This is a genomic window from Mycoplasma sp. 125, from assembly GCF_051549845.1.
Classification (GTDB): Bacteria; Bacillota_I; Bacilli_A; order Mycoplasmatales; family Metamycoplasmataceae; genus Metamycoplasma.
Genome location: NZ_CP196079.1, coordinates 682744 through 707164, shown reverse-complemented (window position 1 = coordinate 707164; position 24421 = coordinate 682744). Strand labels below are relative to the sequence as shown.

The window sequence follows — 24421 nt, the reverse complement described above, 5'->3', positions numbered from 1 at the left end:
ATTTTTGGCTATTTTGTGATATTGATTTTAGGAAGTTCACGTTTTTTTGGTTTAATTTTAAACGTTAAATTTTCATCTTCAATAATATCTTCATATCTATTTTTTCAAACGGTTTTTGTTCGCGATAATTTATCATTTCAACTTAGTCTTGTTGATGAAATACCAGAAATAATTAGCAGTATTTGAAGATTTATAGAAATCGTAGCTAGTGCTGTTGGTAATATAACAACAAGCTTTTCAACATTATTTAATTTTCCACCGCGAGCAGCTTTTAAAAATGCATCAGTAGACATTAACATGAAACTCATAAAAACAAAAATTCATAAGAATGCAAATAGTCTTTGCCGATCAAAAATAAATTTGGAAGTTCTTCTTTTTTCTTCATCGGAAAGAATTTTGATTTTACATATTAACATTCCAATTGTTTGGCCTTTTAGTATTGTTGGAATAACAATGTATTCAAATATACATAAAAAAATCATCAATAATAACCAAAGGCGAAAGTATATTTCTTTTAGTGTGGTACTTTGTGTGCGAAATTCAGCTTTTTTGTAATTGAATATTATAAAAGAAGTTGCTACAATTAAAACTATGAAAATAAGAAGATCAATTAATGTAGCTAATAATCTTATTCAAAAATTAGCCTTAACATTTTGCTTTATGGTCATATAAATTTTTTAATAATGTGGTCTCATTTTTTACTAAAACCAGACGTTAAATCATAAAGTTTTTGAATATTAAATTCTTTAAAAAAATGATTTGCTTGGAGTTGCTCTACTCAAAAAGGTCTTAGTATTGAAATTTCTTGAATAAGAGAGTTTTTAATGCTAATTAGTGTTTTTTCATCTAATGGATTCTTATTATGTTTTAATGAGCCGACAATTGCAGCAATATAATAGCAATAATTTAGACATTTAGCCAATTCAAGAGCATTTTTAGTTTCAATATCTATTGTATTAAAGGAATTGAATATATTATTTCAATTGCGAGTCAAGGATTTAGGGTTAAAAATTAATGGATTATCATTATTATTAATGATTCATGTGTCTTCAAAAAAAGCATATGTTTTTGAATAAAGAAGGCTTTGAAAAACAGGATTGGGTGAATATTCTAGATTGAGATCCTTTGTTTTAGGTAAGAAAAAAACTTTCTTTAAAATATTTGTCTTAACAATTGAATTGAACATAAAAGGGCTAGTTAATATAAAAGGTAGTTTATTGGTTTCTAAATTGACTAAACCTAACATTGATAAGTGGGCTGACTTGAATAATAATTTGTTTATTACTTGGTTATATCCGGGAACTTGTATGAAATCTGCTTTTTTGGGCGAAGATTTAATAAAATTATCAAATCTTTGAATAAACTCATTTTTTAAATTGGCATATGAGTAAAGAATGAACGTATAAGGGGTTTCAATAAGATCTAAAGCTTGTTTTATTACAACATCGAAATGTTGATGACCCGAATTAAAGATAATTTTTAACCTTTCGCCTAGTTTTGATTGTAGTTTATCAATTTCTATATAATCCTTTTCTTTTGGTCTATCAAAGGTCAAAATGATATTAAAATTTTGTGATTTTTGTTTATAGATATTGTAAAAAATTTCATTTAGAGGTATTTTTACGTTGTAAATAGGAATAATTATAGTTAGATTTTTTTTCATTAATATCCTTGTTACATTTTAATTTGTCCAGCAACTCTTGGGAAGGGGATGACATCCTTAATGTTAGCAATACCTGTCACATACATCACTAGTCTTTCAAAACCAATCCCAAAACCACTTGATGGTGCATATCCAAATCTACGCAAGTCTATGTATCATTGCAAGGGTTCTTGTGAAATTTTTAAGTCATGCATTCTTTGAACAAGTTTGCTATATCTTGATTCTCTTTGACTACCGCCAATTAATTCCCCTATCCCTGGAACTAATAAATCAAAAGCTGCAACAGTTTTGTTGTCATCATTTTGGTACATATAAAAAGCTTTAATATCTTTTGGATAATTTGTAACAGCGACTGGCCCATTTACAATTTTTTCAGAAAGGAATTTTTCATGTTCTGAAGCTAGATCCATACCAAAAAAAATGTTTTTTTCTTCAAATTGGTCGCTAAAAGGTTTAAGTTTTTCAACCACATCTTTATAATCAATAACCGTTAGTTTGTTATCAAGAAATCTATTTAATGTTTCCAGTAGATCAGGATTGTAAGATTGCAATACCTTCATTTCATCTAAATGTTTGCTTATGGTGTTTTTAATGACAGTTTTTAATAAATCATCTGCAAGGTTAATAATATCCTTTAATTCATAAAAAGCAACCTCAGGTTCAATCATTCAAAACTCAGCTAAATGGCGTGATGTGTGCGAATTTTCGGCTCGAAATGTAGGCCCAAAGGTATAGACCTTCTTAAAACTAGCCGCATATGCTTCAGCATGAAGTTGCCCCGTAACTCCTAGGAATGCTTTTTGCTTGAAAAAGTACTCTTTTGTTTCATCATCAACCAACAAAGTTTCGCCAGCTCCTTCACCATCATTTGAAGTGATAATTGGTGATGCCATGTAAAGAAATTCGTGTTCTTGAAAATATTTGTGGATTTCAAAAGAAAGAGTATTTCTTATTAACATTATACTTTTAAATAAGCTTGTTCTATTTCTTAAGTGAGGAATTTCTCTTAAAAAATCAAGTGAAGTTTCTTTTTTTTGTATAGGAAAATCGTTGTCAACTTGATTGATAACAATTAATGTTTCTAAAATAAGTTCAAGCGGTTGTTGGGCATCTGGTGTGAGGTGAATAATTCCTCTAGCAATTAATGAGGTTCCTAGTGAAATTTGCGCGACATTGAGTTTTTGAATCATTTCCCCTTTAACTACTATTTGTAATGTTGCAACAGTACTCCCATCATTAACAGTTAAGAATCTAATTTTTTCATTTCCTCTATTAGAAACTAATCAACCTTTAACCTCAAACTTTTCATTTTCTCTTATTGTTTCAATGTTTTGTAATAACTTTTTAATTGTCATAACATTGCTCCTAACCAATTCTTTTAATCTAATTTATAATTTATAATTATACTTAAATTTTGTTACTATTTAATTTTTGATAACATTATTAAATGTTTAAATGTTTTTATTCTTAAATTTAAAAGAAAAAATAGGATTAACCTATTTATGATTTTGTTGCTTCGAAATAGTAGGCTGCAATCTTTGTTCGCAGGTTGTTTTCGATAATTGGATATGTGAATAAATGATAATTCTCATTTGTCGAGGGTTGCTTGAAAATAGATTTGGCAATTTCATCATTTCCAAAATACCATTCATCTAAAAATTTATATGTTAAAAGATCTGTTGGTGTATATGAAATATATTCAAAGTTTATTAGTTCACCTAAGTCGCTTTTAGTAAAAACTTCTTCAAAACTATCTGAAAAAATATCTGTTCCCTTATCAGAATTATTTCTTATAATTCGTAAAAATTCAATATTATCCTCAGTAATTTCACTTCTAAAACTTCTTAAGAATTTTTTTCAATTTTCTAGATTGTTTCAATCAATGCTTTTTAATTTTTGTGATTTTGAAAGAAGTTTGATAATTTCTTGTCTGCTATCACTGTTGAAAATTAACGTTAAAGTATCGATGGAGCTATTTAGGTCTTCATTGGTCAGGAATTTTTTTAATGTTTCAAAGAAACGCTTTTCTAGTAATTTCAATCTTTTTTCAATGCTCTCGGCCGATCTGATAATAACGTTGTTGTTATTATATATCAAAGAGCTAATGCTATCTAAAAATTTGGAAGTGTCTTCATCACTTAGTTTATGGGATATAATTCAACCATCAACAAGGTAATAATTGTTTTTAGGGCGCACAAATCTAATTGTTCCTTCTTCAACTGAAGCAAAATTATCTTCTGAATAATAAGCGTCTAAGGCATCGCCATTATAAATAACTGATGAATCTGAGCGTCCTTGTTTTGGTTCAATAAGGTAGTTAAGCAATTCTAATCCATCGCCACTTAGGTGATTATATGCTGTGTTTTTAATATCATAACCAGAAGAATTTTTGACAAATTCTACGAAAGAATCAATTGCTAGCTTGTAATTATTCTCGTTAAAGTCAAAGAGTTTTCCTTCTCCATTGAAGGTGAATAATTGTTTTCAATTTTTGTTGTCTCGTGATTTATAATTAATGGCCCCAATCATTAAGTTATCAACAAATGCATTAGTTCAACCAATATGTTGATATTTATTTTCCTTTAGGGTATCAAAAATTTGATTTCAATCGAGTTGCATTGATTTGTTTTCTAATTCTTGAATTGAGGAATTGTTTAGTGTTAAATTAGGTCTACTATTTTTATTAACATTATATGCAACTCCTTTGTCTTGCGCATAATACGGTATAAAGAAGTCATAAAAATGTTCTCATTGGGCGCTAGTATTACTTTTTCAAAGTTTTTTATTTTTGTCTAAAATAAAACCTTTTGAATCTAATTCTCGTTTAGGCAGGTTTACTAGCTTATTGTATATTAGATTATCAAAGTTTTCAAGGTGTTTTCTAACATTTTCTGTGTAAAAAAACTTTCTAACATTTCAGTCATTGGCATCACTTTTTCCGTATAATCTAGCAAAATCAACTTTTCTGACTTTTTTTTCTATAATGAGTTGTGCTGTTTGAAAATCACTTCCAACACCAGCGATCGCTTTGTCTTGGGTTAATGCTTGGGTAAATTCGTTGATTTCCTTGAATTCTTTATAGTTGTAGTCTTTTTTTAGTTTTTCTTTTATAGAAGGCGCTAAATAAGATTCGTAATTATAAATACTTGGCCGGTACTTATTTGAAAGTTTAATTGAGATTGCAAAAATAAAAATTATGGTTATAACAAAAAAGGAAAGTATAAATATTAAGACCTTAAAAATTCTTTTGTTCAATTTATAAGACCTCCTTATAAAAATCCTTTTGTGCTTGTTTTTTACTTAAAACTAGGGATTTTTTAGCTAATTTATTTTGTGTTCCTTTAAAAATAATATATAGTGTATTTATAAATATTACTATTAGAAGCGATATTGCACCAATAGCCAGCGATCATGCCTGAAATTGACCTTCATACAATTGTGTTCCTAACGTTTCCGTATTAGAAACAATTCTTGTAATAATAAAATCATCAAATGACAAAGTCATAGTCATAACAAATGTAAAGATTATAGATCCTAGCATATAAATAAAATATGTTTTAAATCATGTTCTGAATTTTGAATATCCCAAATCCTGACTTGCTTCAAAAATATTTTTGGAAAATTTATCACTTTTAGGTAGCATTATTAAAATTCCATATGGAAGACACATAACAGTATGTCCAATAATAGATCTAAAAAAACCTTCACTCGTTGCTTTTAGGGTTCCAAAAAATAAGAAGTTTAGAACAATAGCAAGTGTCAATCCTGTAATAACGTCAGGATTTATCATAGGCACATTTGAGGTTGCTTGCACAAAAGATCTTGCCCCTTTATTCTTGTGTCTTCATAGAGCAAAAACAGTTAGTAAGGAGATACTAATAACAAGGACAGAAGTTGCGATCCCAAGAAGAAATGAGTTAACAAATGCTAGACTATGTGATTTAGAAAACAGTTCCTTGTATGCATCAAAAGAAGTTCTATTTCAAGTTGTTACTGAAAAAATTCCTTTATCTGAAGGAGAATTAAAACTGTAAATCGTTCCAAAAATTATTGGTATATAAAGAAAAGCAAGAATCACAAAAACATATGAATATTTTAAAAAGTTTTTAAATTTAGTCATAATTTCCTCCTTGTCTTTTTTTTCTAATTAAGAATGGTATTCCATAAATGATTGCATATATTGATAATAGAACTGCAAGAGTGATAATAACTAATGTTGAAGAATTTGCTAAATCAAACGGGTTGGCTGTGTTGGCAAACTGGTTTATTAGGTTACCAATTAGTTGTTTTTGACTGCCATTTGGTAGGAGTTTGTCTGAAATAATAATAGAGGTTGCAGATATCATTAAAACAATTCCGAAACCACTTAATATTGCTTTGGATGTGTAAGGAATTATAACTTTAAAAACTGTTTTAAATTTTGAATACCCTAAATCCTCCGAGGCTTCCAAAATGTTATTTGGCATATCTTTAATAACCTGGTACAATGGTAGAACCATGAATGGTAGATAAAGATAAACCATACCAAAAACAATAAAGAAATTGTTATTTAGCTGATTTTCATCAAAAATTGCCGAGAATAAACCTCTAACTGCTAAAGCTTTTGATATTGTAAAAATAGCTAAGGGACTAAGAATTAGAGTTAAACCCAATATTTTAATAATCTTATATTTAGATCTTGAAACAATATATGCATACGGGAAACCGATTATTAGCGATACAGCTGCAGCAAATAATCCAGTCAGCAGAGACCTTCCTATTATTACCCATGTTGAAGGTTTTAGAGCAATTTCTCAATTTTCTAGTTTTGTTTGTCCTTCTAACGGTTTAAATGCATAAATGCATACAAACACCATAGGTAGGATAATAAATAAAACCGCAAAAACAACATATGGAACTATAAATGTAAATTGCAATTTTGACATCGGTGAAGAAAGTTTTTTGATTTTTTTTACTTTTCTTGTACTAGACTTCATTTGTTTGACCTAATTCATTTTCTAATAATTCAAGTTTTTTATCTTTCTTCATTAGGTGGATAGCATCAATATCCCAATCTAAAAATACCTCTTTGCCGACAGCGTATTTTGAAGAAGTTTCTACATAAATAATTTTATCCTTACATTGAACCTCATAATTATAGTAGCTGCCTCCATAGGTTGATTTTATAATTTCTCCCGTTAGCTTAGCTTTTGATTTTACTCTTGTTATAATAATATCTTCTGGTCTTATTAGGGCATCCAAACTTTCCCCGGGCTCAAATTCGTCATGAATAGTGTCAAAAGTCCTTGACATAAATTTTACCTTGTTTGCTTTTATGAAAGTAGCGTTAAAAAAGTTTGAATCTCCAATAAAGTTTGCTACTCATTTATTAACTGGAAAATCATAAAGTTCCTTCGGAGTGGTAAATTGTTCTACTTTTCCATCACGAATAACAGCAATTCTATCGCTCAGTTGCAGTGCTTCATTTTGGTCATGAGTTACAAAAATAAAAGTAAGTTTCAGCTTTTGTTGAATGTCCCTTAAAAGAGTTTGCATTTTTTCTCTTATTTTAGCATCAAGAGCACTTAATGGTTCGTCTAATAAGAGAATTTCGGGTTCAATAACTAGTGATCTTGCGAGTGCTACTCTTTGTTTCATACCACCTGATAAAAAGTTAACGTTTTTCTTTTCGTTGCCGCTTAAGCCAACTAGATCCATAATTTGTTTAACTTCTTTGTCCATTTCTTCATTAGTAATTTTTCTAGTTAGGTATCTTTTTTCAAATGCCTCAGTTTTTAAGTCAACATAGTTTTCTCAATATGAATATTTAAAATCCATATCATCAATTCATTGCTGGTATTTTTGTTTCTTTCTTTTTGAAAGCGATGAATTATTATTTAATTCTCTTTCATATAATTCGAATTCTTTGTCGAGATTTTTCATTTTTTGATCGGCAAATTTTCTTCATTTTCTTCTTTGCAGTGTTAATTTATTATGAAATGATTTTGGAAGATTTTCTTTGTTAATTCTCTTAAGTCTTAGACCATATTTAATATTGTTTTCAACATTTAAGTGCGGAAATAGGGCATAGTCTTGGAATATAGTAGAAACATCCCTTTTATGTGGAGAAAGATCCTTAATATCCTTGCCATGAAGTTTAACTTCTCCACGAGTAACCCATTCAAAACCACCAATAATTCTTAAAATAGTAGTTTTGCCAGATCCAGAAGGTCCTAAAAGAGTAATAAATTCACCTTTTTCGATACTAAGATTGACATTGTCTAAAACTAGTTTGTCTTCAAACTCTTTAACAACATCAACAAGTTCAATGATTGCTGAGTTTGTCTTTTTAACTTTCTTTTTTTCCATAATTATTCCTTTCACCATTATGATTTGGTTATTTGATAATAGTAATCAATCATTTTTGTTCTCAATTCAGGATTGAGCGGCTGATATGGTCTAAAATTTATGTCTTTGTTTTCTTTTATATCAAAAATAGAAATTGCTTTTTGATCTTGATTTTTATTGCTATCAATGAAATAAGTTTCTAATAAAAAGAACTTTATAGTCTTAAAACTAGGTGTGTAATTTATTACATCAAAGTTTGCAACATTTTGTAAATTTTCGTTTGAAAAGGCATTTCTAAAAAATCTATAGTATTTTTTATAAAATGATAAATCAATGTCTTTTAATGATTTGGCAATTTTATTTTTATCTTTTTTGTTAAAAAGATTTTTTTCTATTTCTTCTTCTGAAATCCCACTATTTTTAATTTCTTTATAAACATTATTTATGTATTTATTATATATTTGTTGGTAGCTTAAACTAACATCCCCAAAAACAAGGTTTTTTAGTGTTTCTAGAAGAGCGTCTGATTCTTTATCATCTGTGTCTTGTGAAATGATTCATGCATCAATATTTTTATATGTATTTTTAGGCCGAACAAACGATATATTATTACTTTGATTTAAATTTGCAAAGTTATCCTTTCCATAATAAGCATCAAGTGCATCGCCATTATACATTATTGCAACATCAGCTTTTCCACGTGCTGGCTCAATTATGCCCGATACAATTTCCTGTCCATCAGTTATAAGTTTATTTCTTTTTGTGTCTTTTATATTGTTGCCAGTTGAAACATTGACAAATTTTGCAAAGTGATCAATAATATTTTTGTAGTTCTCTTTGTTTAAATCCTTTCATTTTCCGAATGAGTTTTTTTGGCTTCCATTGTCAATTAGATTTTTATAAAATTGACCAATCATGGCATTGTCAAGAAATCAATCAGTTCAGTAAAATTTTGGATTTTTATATTTTTTTGATAATGAATTTATTAGATCAAATCAATTTTTTCCGTCTTTAATATCACTAAAATCAGCATTTTCCTTAATATTATTTCTTGTAGATTTTGAAATTTCTGAATTTTCAGGATTATAGGCTATACCTTTGTCAAGAGTAAAATAAGGAATTAAAAATTCATAAAAATGGTCCATACCTTCTTTATTATCTGCTTCAAAGCCAATAACTTCCTTATCTTTATAATAAAGAAAAGGTTTAAAGTTTAACTTGTCAATTTTATTATTTGGATTAATTCTCTTTATTTCCTGTATTATTCAACTATCAAAAAAATCAAATTGTTTTTTTACGTCATTAGTATAAAGATTTAATATGATCTCTTTTTTATTTTTTGCATCATAATTAACATCAAAAACTTTTTTAAAATTAATCTTTTTTAATTTGTTTTCAACGATAAGTTGAGCTATTTGATAATCAGAATTTACCCCTGCTACAGCTTTTTTATTTTTTATTGCTCTTGTAAATTCATCAAGATTCTTAAATGTATGATATGAATAGTTTTTTTTGATCTTGTTAATAGTATTTTTATTAAGGTATGATTCATAGTTATAAATACTTATTTTATAAGGGTTGCTTATTTTTAAAAAAAGTATAATAATAAAAACTACAAAAATAATGCTGATTAAAATAAAGAGGAGTGAAAGCTTTAATTTATGAGTTATTTGAATTTTCATTTTAATATCCAGCTTTCTTAATTTTTTCCTCTTTATCCACTCAATCCTCATCAACTTTAACTCTTAAAAACAAATTAATAGGATGTTTTAAAACACTGGCGATTTTTTCTCTTGAGGACATTGAAATTGTTTTTATTTTTTGTGCCCCTTTACCAATTACAATACCTTTTTGTGATTCGCTTTTTACATAAATAGTAGCTGAAATTGTATACGGAATTGTTTTGCTATCATTTTCTTTAAATTCATCAATTAGCACAGCGATTGAATGCGGCACTTCATGATATAAATTTTTAATTGCATATTCTCTAATAATTTCTTTAGCTATAAATCTAAGAGAGACATCGCTTAATTGGTCTTCCTCAAAAGGCAAATCATCTTCATAAGAATATTTTTTAATTTCATCAATTAAATCAATATAGGATTGTTTATAATCTTTGCCAATACCCAAAACGGTATTAATTCCTAAACTTTTTAATTCATGAGCTTTTTCATCTAATTTTATTTTGTTATCAATTAAATCAATTTTAGTTATTATTGCTATTATTTCGCTATCTGTTGTTTCCTTAATTTTGTTAATAATAAATTTATCGCCTTTTCCTATTTCTTCATTAGCTGGCGTTAAAAATAAGACAATATCAACAGCCTTCATTGTTTCATAACTTTTTTGATTTAGTTTTTCCGATAATAAGAATTCTGCCTTGTGGACTCCAGGGGTATCAATAAAAATTATTTGGACTTCATCATCATTGTATATACCTTTAATATTATCTCTTGTTGTTTGGGCAACATTGGAAACTATTGCTAACTCAAAATCTAAAATGTTATTTATTAGCGTACTTTTTCCTACATTTGGTCTTCCTACTAAACCAACATAACAAATTTTTTTCATTTATAAACCTCATAAAAATTTTTATTAATATCTAGTGATGTTTAAACGTTTCATAATGTTTTCTACATGTGTATTCATAACTAAAGTTTCTGCTTCTGTTTGGTGGTCAAAACCAAAAAGGTGTGCAACTCCATGGGCAAAAATATAGCAATATTCTCTTTTTAAACTATGATTAAATTTTTTTGCTTGTTTTTTTATTTTTCATGGCGAAATAATTATTTGACCAAGCTCTAAATTTTCAAGAAAATCTAACTCATTAGCTGCTTCTAGTGGGAAGCTTAAAATATCAGTTGTATAGTTTTTGTTTCTATGCAAATTATTAAGTTTTTTCATTTTGAATCTATTAACAAAAAGAAGGTCAACAGACAAATCTTTTGTACTATTAAACTCTACCTTTGCTTCATTGAGTATATTGCAAAAATCTTTCTCAAATTTAAACGTGCTAAAACTGTTATTTTTAATGGTTAATTTATTCATAAAAATAATTATAAATTAACACAAAAAAAATGAAAAAAATTGAATTTTATTTTTTTAGAAAAATAGTTGGGGAATTTTTTAGTAAAAATCTTTTATTATGGCTTGTTTCAATAATAATAGAATTTTCTTGTTTTTTACATATTAATCTAGATATAAGTTCAAACATTTGCTGTGATAAAAATTCAAAACTTTCATCAAGCAAAACCAATTGATATTTTTTTATTAATAGAGGCAATAATTTTATAATTTGTTTTTGTCCCATAGAAAACTTATTTGAGTTTAAAAGTAGATTAGAAAATATATTTATATTTAGCGAATTTATAACACTGATGAAATCTGTATCTTTTAATATTTTTTCTTTTTCCTTATTATTAACATCTGAAAATAAATATGTATATAAATCTATGTTTGGCATATTAAATTCATTGCCTGAAAAATAAATTTTTTCCTTAAATCAAGACTTATTTATCTCTTTGATTTCAATATTATTAAAAATAATTGACCCTTTGTAATTTAAATAAAAACCACTTAATAATTTAAACAAAGTACTTTTTCCGGAACCGTTTGGGCCTTGCAATTTCGCACCTTTATCAATAATAAAATTCAAATCATTTATTATATTGTGACGTTCAAATCCAAAGCAAAGCCCTTTGAATTTAATTGTTTTTAAATCTATTATATTATTAATAGAATTTCTTAATCTTGATTGTGGAATATTGATTATAAAATTTAATCTAGTTGAACCGTTCTTAAAAATTTTTCATCCTATAAAAAATTCTTGAAGATTATTGCTTGGTTCAGAAATAATTGTTTGTATTTGCAAAATAAAAAATAATTGGCCTAGGTTAGATGTTTTTTGTAATAAAAAAAAGCAATAAATTATTATTGTGGTTATCAAATTTAAAAACCTTAAAATTAAATTTTTTATTGAACTTAATTTATTAATATTAAGATCAACATTTCTATAACTTTTTATATTGCTTAAAAAACTTTGTTTTTCAAAATTTTCTCACAGCATTAGTCCATAAGAATCTTCATTTTTTACTATAAACGAAAGTTTATTTATTTCTTCAACGCTTTTTTGTGTTAGCTTTTTTGATAAATGGCTAATTTTATTGTTTATAAAATAGCTAATCAAGGTCTTAATTATATTAACAAGTATTACTATTAATATGAATTTTATTTTTATAAAAAATAATAAAGGTATAACTAAGATAATAGAAAATAAAAAGGAAGAGATAAAAGAAATCATAAACGATAAAAAACCGGCTATTGATTCAATTGATAGATATCTTAAGAGAATTTCATTCTTGCTAATTTTTAAAATTTGTTTGTATTCCGCTCCTTCAACGCTATTTATAAATTGTTCTTTTATTGTTGTTGATATTAAATTTTTTAATTTTGTTAATAAAAAATTATTTAATAAGGAAACAACAAGCAAAACCATTGAAATTCAAAAGAAAAACATTATTGTTTTTTGTCCTTCTGATATTTTTATTTGTTGAATACTTGCAAATATATTTTTATTAATAAATGAAAGTAAAAAATTTAAAAAGATAGTAATGAAACTAAATAGGACGCCAATGACTAATGACTTTAAATTAAGTTTAAATTTAAAAGAAAAAAACTTTTCATAAATATTTTTTTGATTACATTCTTGCTGTTTTTTAACTATTATAATTAGGCCAGTAAATTGTTTTTTAAATTGCTTAATCTCTATTTTTCTTTTTCCTTTTGTTGAATCTAAAGTAAATACAAAATTATCACTTATGTTTTCAATAATTACATAATGTAGAAAATTGTCTATCTTTGAAATAGCAATTAATGGAAAAGAAGTTTTGAGTTTTAATATTTCTTCTCATTCAATTTTAAATGCTTCTGTATGGAGGCCAATTTTACTAGCCAACAAACAAAGGTTGGTAATATTAATCCCATCCTCAGAATAGGTTGATTCATATTTTAAAAAATTTATATCAACTCATTTTTTTCAATAAAATTTGTGTAATGATTGTAATACATAAAGTCCACAATCTTTAATATCTTCTTGGAACCGAATTTTCATATATTCAATTGTTTCATTATTTAATTTTAACTATGTCTAAATAAAGAAAAAAAAGAGAAATTCTAATTACTTAACAACATTAAAATTTTAAATTTTAGTAAAATTAATAATTATGAAAAAATCTAAAATTAAAAGAAAAATGTTAATTTTTTCTTTATTAGGATCATTGGGCGCGATCTTAGCTCCCTCTGTTTTATCAGCGGCTTGCACGTTTGATTTACCGGTTATATCAATTGTTGATGATCCAAATTTTGTTAGCATAAATGAAAAAGGAGAAAAAATAATTAAAAAACGTAGTGCTAGTTCATTTTACGAATTAAATTCAAAACGTTTATTCAATCCAATTAGCCAGTTTGATGATAAATATAGGCTATTCACAAATGATAGGAAATTAAATAATACACATGATACATCTCATGTTTATAAGATTAAACCTGATTTTCAGTTTTTAAAATTTGCTAATTTATCCGGTCAATATGATTATCGCCTTTTTTCATTTAGATATGATGAATTAGTCGCAAACATTCCTGGCGCTGCTATTCCCAAATATTCTCAATATAAACATAACCCTAAGGCAGTTTTTATTATGTTATATTGAATTAGAAAAAATGTTGAAGCAGCACCTAATTTTATTAATGATGTTATTAGTCCATCAAAATCTCGATTTCCAGAATCTCGCCCTGAAATTGAAGAAGCACCATGAGCTTTTGTTAGAAATACTTCACCTTCGTTAAAAGGTTTTTGACAAGATGTTACTGAACCATTAGTTTTACTTTTTGAAGAGGAATAATTATGAAAACAATAAGAACAAGATACGCCCCAAGTCCAACAGGTTATTTACATATTGGCGGTGCTAGAACCGCTCTATTTAATTATTTATTTGCAAAACATTTTAATGGAACTTTTATTTTTAGATTAGAAGATACTGATGTTGCCAGAAATGTCGAGGGTGGGGAAGAGAGTCAGCTTGAAAACCTTGCTTGACTGGGTATAATACCAGATGAAAGCCCGCTAAAACCTAATAAAAAATACGGCAACTATCGACAATCTGAAAAATTAGCAATTTATAGAGACATTGCTAATAAGTTAATTGCCAAAGGTTTCGCGTATAAGGCATATGATAATTCACAGGAATTAGAGCAACAGCATAAAGAACAAGAGGAAGCTAAAATTGCTTCATTTAGATATGACCCTAATTGATTGAAAATTTCTGATGAAGAAAAGAAACGCAGGGATGAGAATAATGAATATTCAATAAGGCTAAGATTGAAAAAAAATACTATTTATGGATGAAACGATTTAGTTAGGGGTTGAATAGAAGTTAATAGCGATGATATTGGTGATTTTGTTATTATCAAGAGCGATGGTTATCCGACATACAACTTTGCCGTTGTCGTCGATGATCACCAAATGGAAATTAGCCATGTTCTAAGAGGCGAAGAACATATAACAAATACGCCTAAGCAATTAGCAATATATGAGTCTTTAAATTGAACTCCTCCTGTATTCGGACATTTAACCATTATTACTAATATGGAAGGTAAAAAACTTTCAAAAAGAGATAAAACTTTGAAGCAATTTATTGAAGATTACAAGAATGAGGGATATAACAGCCATGCAATTTTTAACTTTTTATCTTTATTAGGTTGAACTTCAAAAGATAGCCAAGAAATAATGAGTCATGAGGAATTAATTGAAAAATTTGATCCAGAAAGGTTATCTAAATCACCTTCTAAATTTGATATAGTTAAGATGGATTGATTTTCAAAACAATATATGAAAAAAGTGGAAAACCAAGAAATTATAAAATTAATTAATTCACCATTTTCTGACGAATGAAACAATTTATTTGTTGAAACTTACAAGCAATCAGCGTCAACAATCAATGAGATCAAAAATAATTTAAAAATATATACCAAGCCAAAAGATAATACTACATTGGTGATATCCAATATAGATGTTGTAAAAACATTTAGTAAATTATTGCATCAAAATGATTTTGATATTCAAAACATTCAAATGTGTATTGAACACACAAAGCAGGAATTAAATGTAAAAGGTAAGGATTTATTTATGCCTATTAGAATTGCTGCAACATATGAGGAGCATGGACCAGAATTAGCTAAGGCTATCTATCTTTTTGGCAAAGACATTGTATTTGAAAGACTAAAAAAATGAAGCTAAAATATATTTTAATTTCAGAACAAGAAGGCGAAATATTAAGCAAAGTGGAGACTGATTTTGTCGATTTTAAAGAAAGTAATAGCACTGAATTTACACATATTGAATTTACTGATGAAAAAGTTATGGACTGTATTTTAGATATTAAAAATGATGAAGTAAGAATCTCATATGCCGGTCAATATTTAGAAATGAAGCAGAATGAATTTGTGCCCAATAAACTTATTGTTTCATTTGATCCAAAGAATAAGACAAACAACATTCAGCAAATTCATATTGATATATATTTAATTGAAACAAAAATATCTAATAAAGAAATATCATTTATGTATGATATTTTACAATCAAAAAAAATTCTTGTAAGAAACACTGTTAAACTAGTCTTTGAATAAACAAAAAATCTAATCGATAATTCCGATTAGATTTTTATTTTTTTATACTTAAAGTGGGAAACACAGGAATAAATTAAATGTGATTCCTAATAATTAGGGTTAATTTTAGAAATTCTACAATACCTTAAGAATGTGAAAATTAAAAACCTTGATTTTGAAGATAGTTTTAAAAAGTTTATAAGAGGGATTTTGTATTTTTTGATAATCCTTGTGTAAAAAGAAACTATACACCGTTTTCAAATAAAACTGTTTTATTAAAGCCTTTAAAGAAATCATCTTGTTTAGATAAAATTTTAAGATTTTGTCTGAAAGATTTTTCTTGGTTTGGATATAACTCTTTATTACTTCCATCTATTAAATTATGTTTTGGTCCATAGAATAAATCATTGGAATTTTGAACTAAGAAAGTAAAGGCGCCTCATTTTGTTGTATCTTTAATGTTGGGGGTTAGTGCTGAAAGAGATGAATATATTCCAACAGGCATTCCAAATTCATTTACAGCAAGAGAACCACTTGCCCCATAATATAAACTGCTATTTAGAACTTGTGCCTGCACACCGATGCCATATGATATGGTTTTTTCAGATAATAGATTTTCGACTGGCGCACTACTTAAGAAGCTTTTATTTGTGAAAGTGTAATCTTCGATTTTTATGTTCTTAGGATAGTTTTTTCAGAAGTATTGATTATTTCCACTATCATTATCAGAAGGGAAACCTGCTATATATATTCTTTTTGCATTTGGACTTAAAATTTCATTTTCGCTATCAAGGTTTTTATATTGTTCCTTGTGAAGATAGGCTGAGTAGTAGTCATATGTAATATAGGGAACTTTTGATTTATCATGGTTAGGATATTGCTTTGATGAAAATAATGTTACATCATTATTAATACTGTTGATGCCTTTATTAATATGTTCTAGTAATTTCTTTAAATCTTGATTTGTTTCGGCTTGTTTTTTAAGTTCGTTGAATTTAATTTTTATAGCAAATACAGCAAAGTCTTTTCCAATTCTTTGAGTTTTATTGATATTAGGTTGATAGTTTGGATGCTTCTTTAATATTTCTTCATTTGTTTTCTTATCAAAGAAGTCCGTTGCGACAAAAACAGTTTTTGGATTTGAAAAAATTTGATCTCCAACAAGTTTTACATCTCTTACATCTTTTTTATATTTTTGATCATTTGAATTTATAAAATAGCTAACAATATTTTCATTGCCTTCGTGTTTTCCTGACTCGATAGGTTCTAAATTAGCATCACCCAAAGGTATGCCAATACCAAATGAAACAACTCTAGCATCTTTTTGCTCTTCGCTAGTAAAATATTCCGGAAACGTTTCTTTTAATTTATTGTCTAATGCATTGTATGCATATTGATATACATGAGCATTTGTTGCTATATATAACATTAGTTCTTCAGAATTTTCAACTCCATTTTTTCAAGCATAATCAAGTATTCAACCAGTTCCAGTTGATAAGAAAGGAATTTCATCTTTATCTCTTTTTCCATCATCAAGACTTTGTGTAATGGTATTAAATGAAATAGCAAAAGATCTGTCTAATATTTTTCTATATGCTTCAGTTTGTTTTATCCCTAACTCCGGTTTATTAATTGCTGGTTTTGGTTTTTGCAATCCTGGGAAGTTTGGCGGTATTATAGGGAATTGAGGCAATTGCGGGGTGCTATTGTCTTTTTTACTATGCGGATTTAATGGATTTTCCGGCGAAGATTGCTCTTTAGAAATTTCGGGTTGCTTAGGTGTTGGCAACGGTAACGGAATTGGCTCTTGGTTTTCTGATTTTTTGTTTGAATTTATAGAATCAGTATTTGTATTATCATTATTTTCTTTTTTGTTATCATCTTCAGACTTCGATTCATGGTTTGGTTGTTTAGTTTCGATACATGAAGTGGTTAACAGTGCTAATGTAGGAATTCAACTAAGTAATAATAATTTCTTTTTCATATTGCTCCTATTTTTACTTATTATTTTTTACAATAATTTTATATTATTTTTTCTAATAAAATAATTTAGGTTTCCTTAATTTGGCCAATCTTGTTTTTTACACAATAATTAATAAAAATATTTTAGTATTTAAAAAATATTTAAATAAAAACATAAGTATGCTCTTTTTTAAAAAAATAAAACATAATTTTTTGTTGTATTAAAATATGTGTTATGAAATCAATAATAAGAAAATCTTTATTTAATAAAAAATTAAGTTTTTTATCGATCGGGTTATGCATAGCAATTAGTCCTGTTTTGATATCATGTGCTAATTCTAATAAAATAGATGATAGTCAGCGACAAAAACCTATGTTACTTAATGCTTCGCAACTATCAAGCATTAGAAATGAATTTGTTTTTAGGTTATCTGATGAAGCACAAAAAGAATATAATGCCGAGCAAGATAATGCAATGGCGAGATTTATTCAAGTAATAGAAAAGCTTAATAAAAAATACAATAATAAGAAACATGATGATGGTGATAAGATTGCTAATGATGTTGAATTTAAAAAGTATTTTTTTCTTCATAAACCCGATATAACAAAAGTTAGCAAATCTCATCGGATTGATATTAGATTTAAGGTTGATACTATTACGAGACAGATCGATTTATTTTATGATGTAATTTGTTTTGATTTACGTGTTAACGAGGAAGTTAATGCAAAAATCCCAATGGAAATTGATTAAGTTTTTTCTCTTAAGTTTTTTATTTATTTTAATAGCTTGCAGTCAATTGGACTACAAGCTATATTTAATATTTTTTTAGACCTATAGTAAAAGTTAAAAGAATTCTTGTTGGTTGTTTTCTTCAAGATTAGAAATTATTAAATCAATATTAACGTCAAGATTTACATGGTTGATATTGTCATAAATGAAAATTTTTGCCTTGTGATATTCATTTAGGAAGTTTTTAAGTTCTTGTTTCTTTATCATGGTTGATATTTGCGCTAGTTTTTCTTTTAAGGCAATCATTAAATTTTTAATTGGTATTTTTTTAGCTGCGTAGATGTTATCAGCAAAATCCTTGTTATAGATATATTGTTTAAAATCATCATCTAGTTTGCTAGTATATTGGTCTTTTGTCAGTTTTTTTAGGTTATCATTATCAAATTTGAATTGTTCTAAATAAAAATTAAGATTTGATAGAGATTTAATAGCTGAATTAAAAAGATTGTAAAAATCATCAAGCAGTCTTGAAAAATCATTGAGTAATTCAGGTTTTTTGTTATGTCAAAAAGAATTGTAATATTTTGTTAGCCCATCCTTATTTTGACTTATACTTTGCTCTTCAATTAATTCTTTTAGTTTATCCTTGACTATATCATAGTTTTCAAAAAAGGTATAGTAAGCATAATTAAAAGTCCGCATTGTTTTTTTTATTTCTAAAGCGGTTTTTGTTATTTTTTTATCAAATTGCATTTCTAAGGGATTGAGATCTTCATTTGCCTTAAAACCTTGTACATTTTTTGACGATTTTATTTCGATGCCGCTTGTTGTGTTGCATGAGATAGTTAGTAACCCGATTGAAGGAATTAATAGGGAAGCTAAAATATTATATTTTTTCATTATAGTGTCCTTTAGAAACAATTGTAAAAACTGGTGTTTCGTTACTAAACTCAAATAAATTTTTTACTTTTATATCTATATAGTAAAAAGGTTTCTCGCCCTTGTTTTTGTAAAGAAAATCTTTTTCTGAGTTAAATTTGTAAAAATAAAATTTTAAAGTAGTTTCATCTCCAACGGTTTCATTTTTGGCTAATTCTATCTTTTTGATTCCGCTATTAAGATTTGAATTTTGAATTTCGAGAGCATATGCAAGAAGGTAATTGTTTAAATAAGCAGTTAAGAGTTTTAATTGATCCTGTGTATTGCTATTCGGATTAACAATGTGTTTTTTTCAATTTATTAAGGCATAATTTATTAGCGAATTAAATAAGGGGTTATTAACAAAATCATCTAGTTTTATGCCGTTGAAGGTTGGTTTTTTTTCTTTTCTATATATTGCATAGTCGCTACTTTCTAATTTATCAACAGCTGCCAGCTTAGTTGATATAGCCTTTAAAAAGTGTCCATGGTCGTCAAAGTTTGAACTTAATAGTACGTAGTCTTTTGTTGTTTTATCTTTTTTAAAAACCCTAATAATCATTTTGATTAATTGGCTAGTTTCATAGTAATTTGTAAATTGAATATCTATTACTTTATATTTTTCATCAATATTTTTATATATGTCTGGAATATCGAATTCTAGGTAATCTTTAAAATTAGAAAATAAATATACCAAACCTCTTGAGTTTCAATAATCGATGCTATTATAGCCTTTGATAAATGAATTTATATCCTTTCCTAGGTTTATGTTTTCATTTTGTTTTATGATTAAAAATGGATTTTTTACATAATCATTAAATAAAGGTAGTGTTTCGCTAAGACCATTATTGCCAACACCGAACTTTTGTTCAGTGGCATAATTTCTAAAACCATTAATATAAAAGGTTTTATTTTTAATTGCATTATTTACAATGCTTTTATCATCAAAATCAATAATGTCTTCAATTTGAAAACTAATAAAACTTTGGTTTGAAAAATCATTTTCCTGAACTCTTGCCTTTGTTCAATCTATGTTAATTTTTTTAATATTAAGGTCAAATTTATTTAAATATAAAATAAGAAAATTAATAAATGTATTTCTAAAAATTTCATTTTCAGGCCTTAATCAAGAACTAGCTTGAATGAATTCATTGTTAAAAATATTACGCGTAATAAAGGCTTCACCTGCTTTATTTAAAAGGGAATTTTTATTCATTAATCCACTGTTTGTTTTTATATCGTTAACAAGACGAAATATTACTGTTTGAAAATCAAAAAAATATGGATCATAAACGCGATAATAATCTGTATCTTTGTTTTTGTTAGCAAGGAAATAAAATCAAAGGTTAGAATATCCTCCTGCTTTTCTTATTTCCTTAAAGTCATATTGAGTAAATAAGTCATCAAAATTTTTAAAAGTAGAGTTATTTGTCCGTTCTATTTTGTAATTATCATATTTGGTTCTTATTTGTTTTCACGATTTTTGCAATTTGAATTCTGGTTTAAATTTGAGAGTGGGGTTAAATTCTAATTCATTGTTATTTGTAACCTTTTTAACTTGACCCAAATATTTTAAATAAGTTTTGCTAGATTGGTTTTGATTAATAAAAATGGGTTCAAAATTGTGCAGTGATGCTAGTTGTTGAGCGTTTAGTTTTGATAAGTATTTAGTGTTAATTTTTGATTCATCAATTAGAATTTTTTGTTGTCTTGCGCATGATATAGAAATAATTGGAAGCGCTAAACTTCCAATTATTCCAGCAAGTATTAATTTACTTGTTTTCATATTATTTATCAATAGGTAGTGTTAAATCTACAAAACCATGCCCTTCAGTTTGCTTTCCATCCAAACATTTAATTTTAAAGAAGTAAAAAATATTTCTTTTTTCGCTATTATAACCGAAGTAGCATTTTACATTATGGTTTCCAGCAAAATATTCTAAATTAGGAATATAAACTTTTATGTATTCATTAAAATCTGCATTGCGTAAGTCTTCAGGTGTAAAAAAGAATTTATCTTTATCATCTGAATCTTGATTTTTAGAGAATCATTTTATAATTTTTTCTCATAAACCATTAATATATTCATCTCTTGCAATATCGTCAGTAAGGCTGCTATACTCATCCCTAGCTTTGTCAGTCATAGTGAAGTTAGCGTTAGCAATTGTATCATTTACTTTAGCTCGCAATTCTTCCCCAATTAAAGAACCATCGCGATTAATAGAAGCATCAATGCTATTGTTTTGTTGAACACCGCTATCTTTTTCTTGTTTATTTGTAGTTTGACTACAACTAGTTAGCAAAATAGCTCCTGTAATAACAGGCGTTGCAGATAAAAAAAGTTTCAATATAGTCTTCTTCTTTTTAAATGTTTTCATAATCTAATACCTCTTTTAACATAATTATAAACTTTTTAGAAAAGATATATAAAAAAATAAAACACTGAAATTTTGGAAAATATGCATTATTTATTAAAGCACAACTAGATTATATTTGTCAAACTGTTAATATTTTTATTATGTAAATCTTATATTGGAAAACGAATATTGCTTAATTTAATTAAGAAGTTTGCATCATGTTTTTTTAAAAGATATCTTAATTTTAATTGAAAAATCGTTATTATTAATATATTTATTATAAATATTTTTTTGTTTAATCTGGTCGATTTTTGTGTATAAAAAAATAATATAGTTTAAAATATATTTATATTTTACAAATTGCTGAATGTTATTTTGTACAAATATAAAACAAATTAAGAAAGGAAATAGTTTATGAAACGTTCAATTAAGGGACTAATTGACATGGGGGGGGCGCTAACTGGCATTGCACTACCAATAATGGCAATCTCATGTTCAAATCCAAATAATCCAAAATCCACTGATGAAGTAGGGCTAAGAAATACATTTACAAATTTCTTGACTACTGTTCATGGTAGAAAAGCAGGAGATGATAATAACTTTAAAAAAGCATCATTAGCAACGACAACTCTTAAGTACAACCCTAAAAAACTTTTGAATGATGGAATAAAGTTAGAAAAAGATAAAAGATTAACAACAGAAATAGTTGAAAAGAATTTACTATACAAATTTGGCGAAAAAGTAGATCAAAAAGTTAATAATTATGGTAGCTATTATGCATATAAATATTTAGTTAAAGAAATCGCAGATATGGGTTATACTAATTACACTCCAAATGGAATCACATATCCTAAATATGAACATAAAAGAACTGTGCAATATGATGAAACCAAAGATAAAGCAATAGTTGATTCAATGAAGCAAAATTTAAAGAATGATGGCTTCTTTACACAAGGTTTTTTATTTGCATTTAGTGGTGGAGGATACAATAATGTGGGTAATAATATTGTGGTAACAATTAACCCAAGTGCTAAATTAACTGATAATGGTAAAAGAAAAATTAAAGATTTTTACATTGTTTCTCACTACGACTCAATGAATAATGTAGGACCAAAAGGTGTTTCATGAGGTGCAACTGATAATGCTACCGGTGTTACTGTTAATTTAAATTTATTAAAGTATTTCTCAGATCCTAAAAATAGAGATAATCTAAGTGTTAGATTACATTTAATTTTTGTTGATGGTGAAGAGCTTGGAAAACTAGGTTCAGAAGCATTCGTAAAACAATTCTTAACTGGCAAAAAAAATGAATTACGTGATAATTCTTTAGGAATGATTAATATGGATACAGTTGCAGGCGGTGATTATATGTATATTCACTCTCCTAATACTGTTGATGATTTGAATGACGTTGGCAAGGTTAAAAAGGATGAATGAAATTTATCTCCATTACTACGTAACCACATCAACATGCTTTCAAAAGAAAGAGCTAACAAAATAAAGGATGCTGATCAAGAATTAAAAATTCATCCGCAATTTGTTAAAACCGAATATAAAGAAGGTGAAACTGGAGACTGATCAGACCATGCTCCATTCTATCAAATCGCTAAATTACCAGTGGCTTATGTTGAATCAACAAACTTTGCAATTAAGGCAAAATCAGGTTTATATGATGGCTATGCTCAAACTATTAATCCTAAGGCTTGGGTATTAAAAGACGGTAAAACAATAGAAAAATTAAAAGAAAGAAAATTAGAAAATGGCCAAATTGTTCATGATTGACCTGATGGATTAAAGAAAGAAGATTTTGCGATCCTTGGAGATATTTGACACAGTGATTTAGATACTCTAAAATGGGTTAATGATAACATTGGTCCAAAATTTTATAAACAACTAGATACTGTATTTCAAACTTTAAAGGCAACAGTAACATCATTACATAAAATTGATGGCGATAACTTTAGTTACATTAAGCTATAAGCTAAAAATCCTTGTTTTCAAAAAACATTACCTAATTACTAAGCAGGTAATGTTTTTTGTTTAATTTTTTTGATGTATACTTGTCTTAATTTTGAATAATGATTTACTAAAATAATGTATTATTTTATTTATGTTCAATTGAAAATACGTGTGAGTTAATTTAATAATTTTAATACTAGGTTACTTAATTGGCTCGATTAATATTAGCATAATTATTTCAAAAAGAAAAAATCGTGATATTAGAAATTTTGGTTCAAAAAATGCAGGTGCGACAAATGCTTTAAGAGTCTTTGGTTTTAAATTTGCATTACTTGTTTTTTGCTTTGATATTTTTAAGTCCTTTATTCCCACAATCATTGTTTTTGCTATCAAAAAAGGAGTAAATAGTAATTTTATAATTCCTTTATTTGCAGGTTTGGGAGCATTAATTGGACATATTTTTCCTTGTTACTTTAATTTTAAAGGTGGCAAAGGTGTTGCTTCATTTTTTGGAATGATTTTGGCATTTGATTTTCCAACATTTTTATTGCTTGTATTGGTTTATATAACCTTAGTTTTAATCATAAGATATATTTCAATTTCATCCGTGGTTATATCAATTATTTTTGCTTTTTATTCATTTATTCCTTATTTTTATACATCTTGAATTCTTTCGTTTATAAACCATAATATTCCACTATGATCACATAGTTACATTTTAGTTTTTGCTTCTATATTAATTTTGTTGAAACACATTCCAAATTACATTAGATTATCAAATAAAGAAGAAAAGAAACTTAACTTATTTAGTAGTAAAATTAGCAATTAACTTTATAAAGTGCT

Annotated in this window: 21 protein-coding genes; 6 read left to right on the top strand and 15 right to left on the bottom strand. The window is 27.0% G+C overall.

The window, feature by feature from the left end:
* Positions 1 to 8: 8 nt before the first annotated feature.
* The 11 genes from ACSH4Z_RS02905 to ACSH4Z_RS02855 all read right to left on the bottom strand — a co-directional run bounded on the left by ACSH4Z_RS02905 (position 9) and on the right by ACSH4Z_RS02855 (position 13100).
* Complete coding sequence (locus tag ACSH4Z_RS02905; RefSeq protein WP_438340490.1) at positions 9 to 668, bottom strand: RDD family protein; 660 nt, start codon at positions 666 to 668, stop codon at positions 9 to 11.
* Positions 659 to 1663, bottom strand: coding sequence for a hypothetical protein (locus tag ACSH4Z_RS02900; RefSeq protein WP_438340489.1), 1005 nt, complete (start codon positions 1661 to 1663; stop codon positions 659 to 661). Before ACSH4Z_RS02900 ends, ACSH4Z_RS02905 begins: the two co-directional genes overlap by 10 nt.
* A gap of 11 nt (positions 1664 to 1674) precedes the next feature.
* Complete coding sequence (gene asnS / locus ACSH4Z_RS02895) at positions 1675 to 3018, bottom strand: asparagine--tRNA ligase (protein WP_438340488.1); 1344 nt, start codon at positions 3016 to 3018, stop codon at positions 1675 to 1677.
* 145 nt (positions 3019 to 3163) lie between these two features.
* On the bottom strand, positions 3164 to 4918 hold the full coding sequence (locus ACSH4Z_RS02890) for a hypothetical protein (RefSeq protein ID WP_438340487.1): 1755 nt from the start codon (positions 4916 to 4918) through the stop codon (positions 3164 to 3166).
* A gap of 1 nt (position 4919) precedes the next feature.
* A complete protein-coding gene (locus ACSH4Z_RS02885; protein ID WP_438340486.1) occupies positions 4920 to 5783 on the bottom strand; it encodes an ABC transporter permease in 864 nt (287 codons plus the stop codon).
* Positions 5776 to 6639, bottom strand: a complete 864-nt coding sequence (locus ACSH4Z_RS02880; RefSeq protein WP_438340485.1) for an ABC transporter permease — start codon at positions 6637 to 6639, stop codon at positions 5776 to 5778. The genes ACSH4Z_RS02885 and ACSH4Z_RS02880 overlap by 8 nt, the downstream gene beginning before the upstream one ends.
* Complete coding sequence (locus tag ACSH4Z_RS02875; protein WP_438340484.1) at positions 6629 to 8011, bottom strand: ABC transporter ATP-binding protein; 1383 nt, start codon at positions 8009 to 8011, stop codon at positions 6629 to 6631. The genes ACSH4Z_RS02880 and ACSH4Z_RS02875 overlap by 11 nt, the downstream gene beginning before the upstream one ends.
* A gap of 17 nt (positions 8012 to 8028) precedes the next feature.
* On the bottom strand, positions 8029 to 9672 hold the full coding sequence (locus ACSH4Z_RS02870; protein ID WP_438340483.1) for a hypothetical protein: 1644 nt from the start codon (positions 9670 to 9672) through the stop codon (positions 8029 to 8031).
* Between the two features lies 1 nt (position 9673).
* Entirely contained in the window at positions 9674 to 10561 is an 888-nt protein-coding gene (gene era, locus ACSH4Z_RS02865) for a GTPase Era (RefSeq protein WP_438340482.1), read from the bottom strand.
* 24 nt (positions 10562 to 10585) lie between these two features.
* Positions 10586 to 11038, bottom strand: a complete 453-nt coding sequence (ybeY, locus tag ACSH4Z_RS02860) for an rRNA maturation RNase YbeY (protein WP_438340481.1) — start codon at positions 11036 to 11038, stop codon at positions 10586 to 10588.
* A gap of 46 nt (positions 11039 to 11084) precedes the next feature.
* Positions 11085 to 13100 (bottom strand): Mbov_0121 family peptidase domain-containing ABC transporter, encoded by a 2016-nt coding sequence (locus tag ACSH4Z_RS02855; protein ID WP_438340480.1) that lies wholly within the window; start codon positions 13098 to 13100, stop codon positions 11085 to 11087.
* 112 nt (positions 13101 to 13212) lie between these two features.
* Between ACSH4Z_RS02855 and ACSH4Z_RS02850 the strand changes: the two genes are divergently transcribed.
* Genes ACSH4Z_RS02850 through ACSH4Z_RS02840 form a run of 3 tightly spaced genes read left to right on the top strand, consistent with a single transcriptional unit; the run spans position 13213 to position 15673 of the window.
* Positions 13213 to 13890 carry a hypothetical protein gene (locus ACSH4Z_RS02850; RefSeq protein ID WP_438340479.1) on the top strand — a complete coding sequence of 226 codons (678 nt, stop codon included), beginning with the start codon at positions 13213 to 13215 and terminating at the stop codon, positions 13888 to 13890.
* A gap of 2 nt (positions 13891 to 13892) precedes the next feature.
* Positions 13893 to 15284 carry a glutamate--tRNA ligase gene (gene gltX / locus ACSH4Z_RS02845; RefSeq protein WP_438340478.1) on the top strand — a complete coding sequence of 464 codons (1392 nt, stop codon included), beginning with the start codon at positions 13893 to 13895 and terminating at the stop codon, positions 15282 to 15284.
* A complete protein-coding gene (locus ACSH4Z_RS02840) occupies positions 15275 to 15673 on the top strand; it encodes a hypothetical protein (RefSeq protein ID WP_438340477.1) in 399 nt (132 codons plus the stop codon). The genes gltX and ACSH4Z_RS02840 overlap by 10 nt, the downstream gene beginning before the upstream one ends.
* A gap of 223 nt (positions 15674 to 15896) precedes the next feature.
* Here the strand turns inward: ACSH4Z_RS02840 and ACSH4Z_RS02835 are convergent, their stop codons facing one another.
* Complete coding sequence (locus ACSH4Z_RS02835; RefSeq protein WP_438340476.1) at positions 15897 to 17636, bottom strand: MIP family Ig-specific serine endopeptidase; 1740 nt, start codon at positions 17634 to 17636, stop codon at positions 15897 to 15899.
* A gap of 213 nt (positions 17637 to 17849) precedes the next feature.
* Between ACSH4Z_RS02835 and ACSH4Z_RS02830 the strand changes: the two genes are divergently transcribed.
* Positions 17850 to 18365, top strand: coding sequence for a hypothetical protein (locus ACSH4Z_RS02830; protein ID WP_438340475.1), 516 nt, complete (start codon positions 17850 to 17852; stop codon positions 18363 to 18365).
* A gap of 93 nt (positions 18366 to 18458) precedes the next feature.
* Here the strand turns inward: ACSH4Z_RS02830 and ACSH4Z_RS02825 are convergent, their stop codons facing one another.
* Genes ACSH4Z_RS02825 through ACSH4Z_RS02815 form a run of 3 tightly spaced genes read right to left on the bottom strand, consistent with a single transcriptional unit; the run spans position 18459 to position 21640 of the window.
* Positions 18459 to 19244: a hypothetical protein gene (locus tag ACSH4Z_RS02825; RefSeq protein ID WP_438340474.1), complete on the bottom strand. Its 786-nt coding sequence runs from the start codon at positions 19242 to 19244 to the stop codon at positions 18459 to 18461.
* Positions 19231 to 21048 (bottom strand): MAG3240 family lipoprotein, encoded by a 1818-nt coding sequence (locus ACSH4Z_RS02820; protein ID WP_438340473.1) that lies wholly within the window; start codon positions 21046 to 21048, stop codon positions 19231 to 19233. Before ACSH4Z_RS02820 ends, ACSH4Z_RS02825 begins: the two co-directional genes overlap by 14 nt.
* 1 nt (position 21049) lies before the next feature.
* Positions 21050 to 21640: a hypothetical protein gene (locus ACSH4Z_RS02815; protein ID WP_438340472.1), complete on the bottom strand. Its 591-nt coding sequence runs from the start codon at positions 21638 to 21640 to the stop codon at positions 21050 to 21052.
* 393 nt (positions 21641 to 22033) lie between these two features.
* Between ACSH4Z_RS02815 and ACSH4Z_RS02810 the strand changes: the two genes are divergently transcribed.
* Together ACSH4Z_RS02810 and plsY are read left to right on the top strand one after the other, a co-directional pair.
* Positions 22034 to 23599, top strand: coding sequence for a M28 family metallopeptidase (locus ACSH4Z_RS02810; RefSeq protein ID WP_438340471.1), 1566 nt, complete (start codon positions 22034 to 22036; stop codon positions 23597 to 23599).
* Positions 23600 to 23729: 130 nt separating this feature from the next.
* Complete coding sequence (gene plsY / locus ACSH4Z_RS02805) at positions 23730 to 24407, top strand: glycerol-3-phosphate 1-O-acyltransferase PlsY (RefSeq protein WP_438340470.1); 678 nt, start codon at positions 23730 to 23732, stop codon at positions 24405 to 24407.
* Positions 24408 to 24421: the final 14 nt, after the last annotated feature.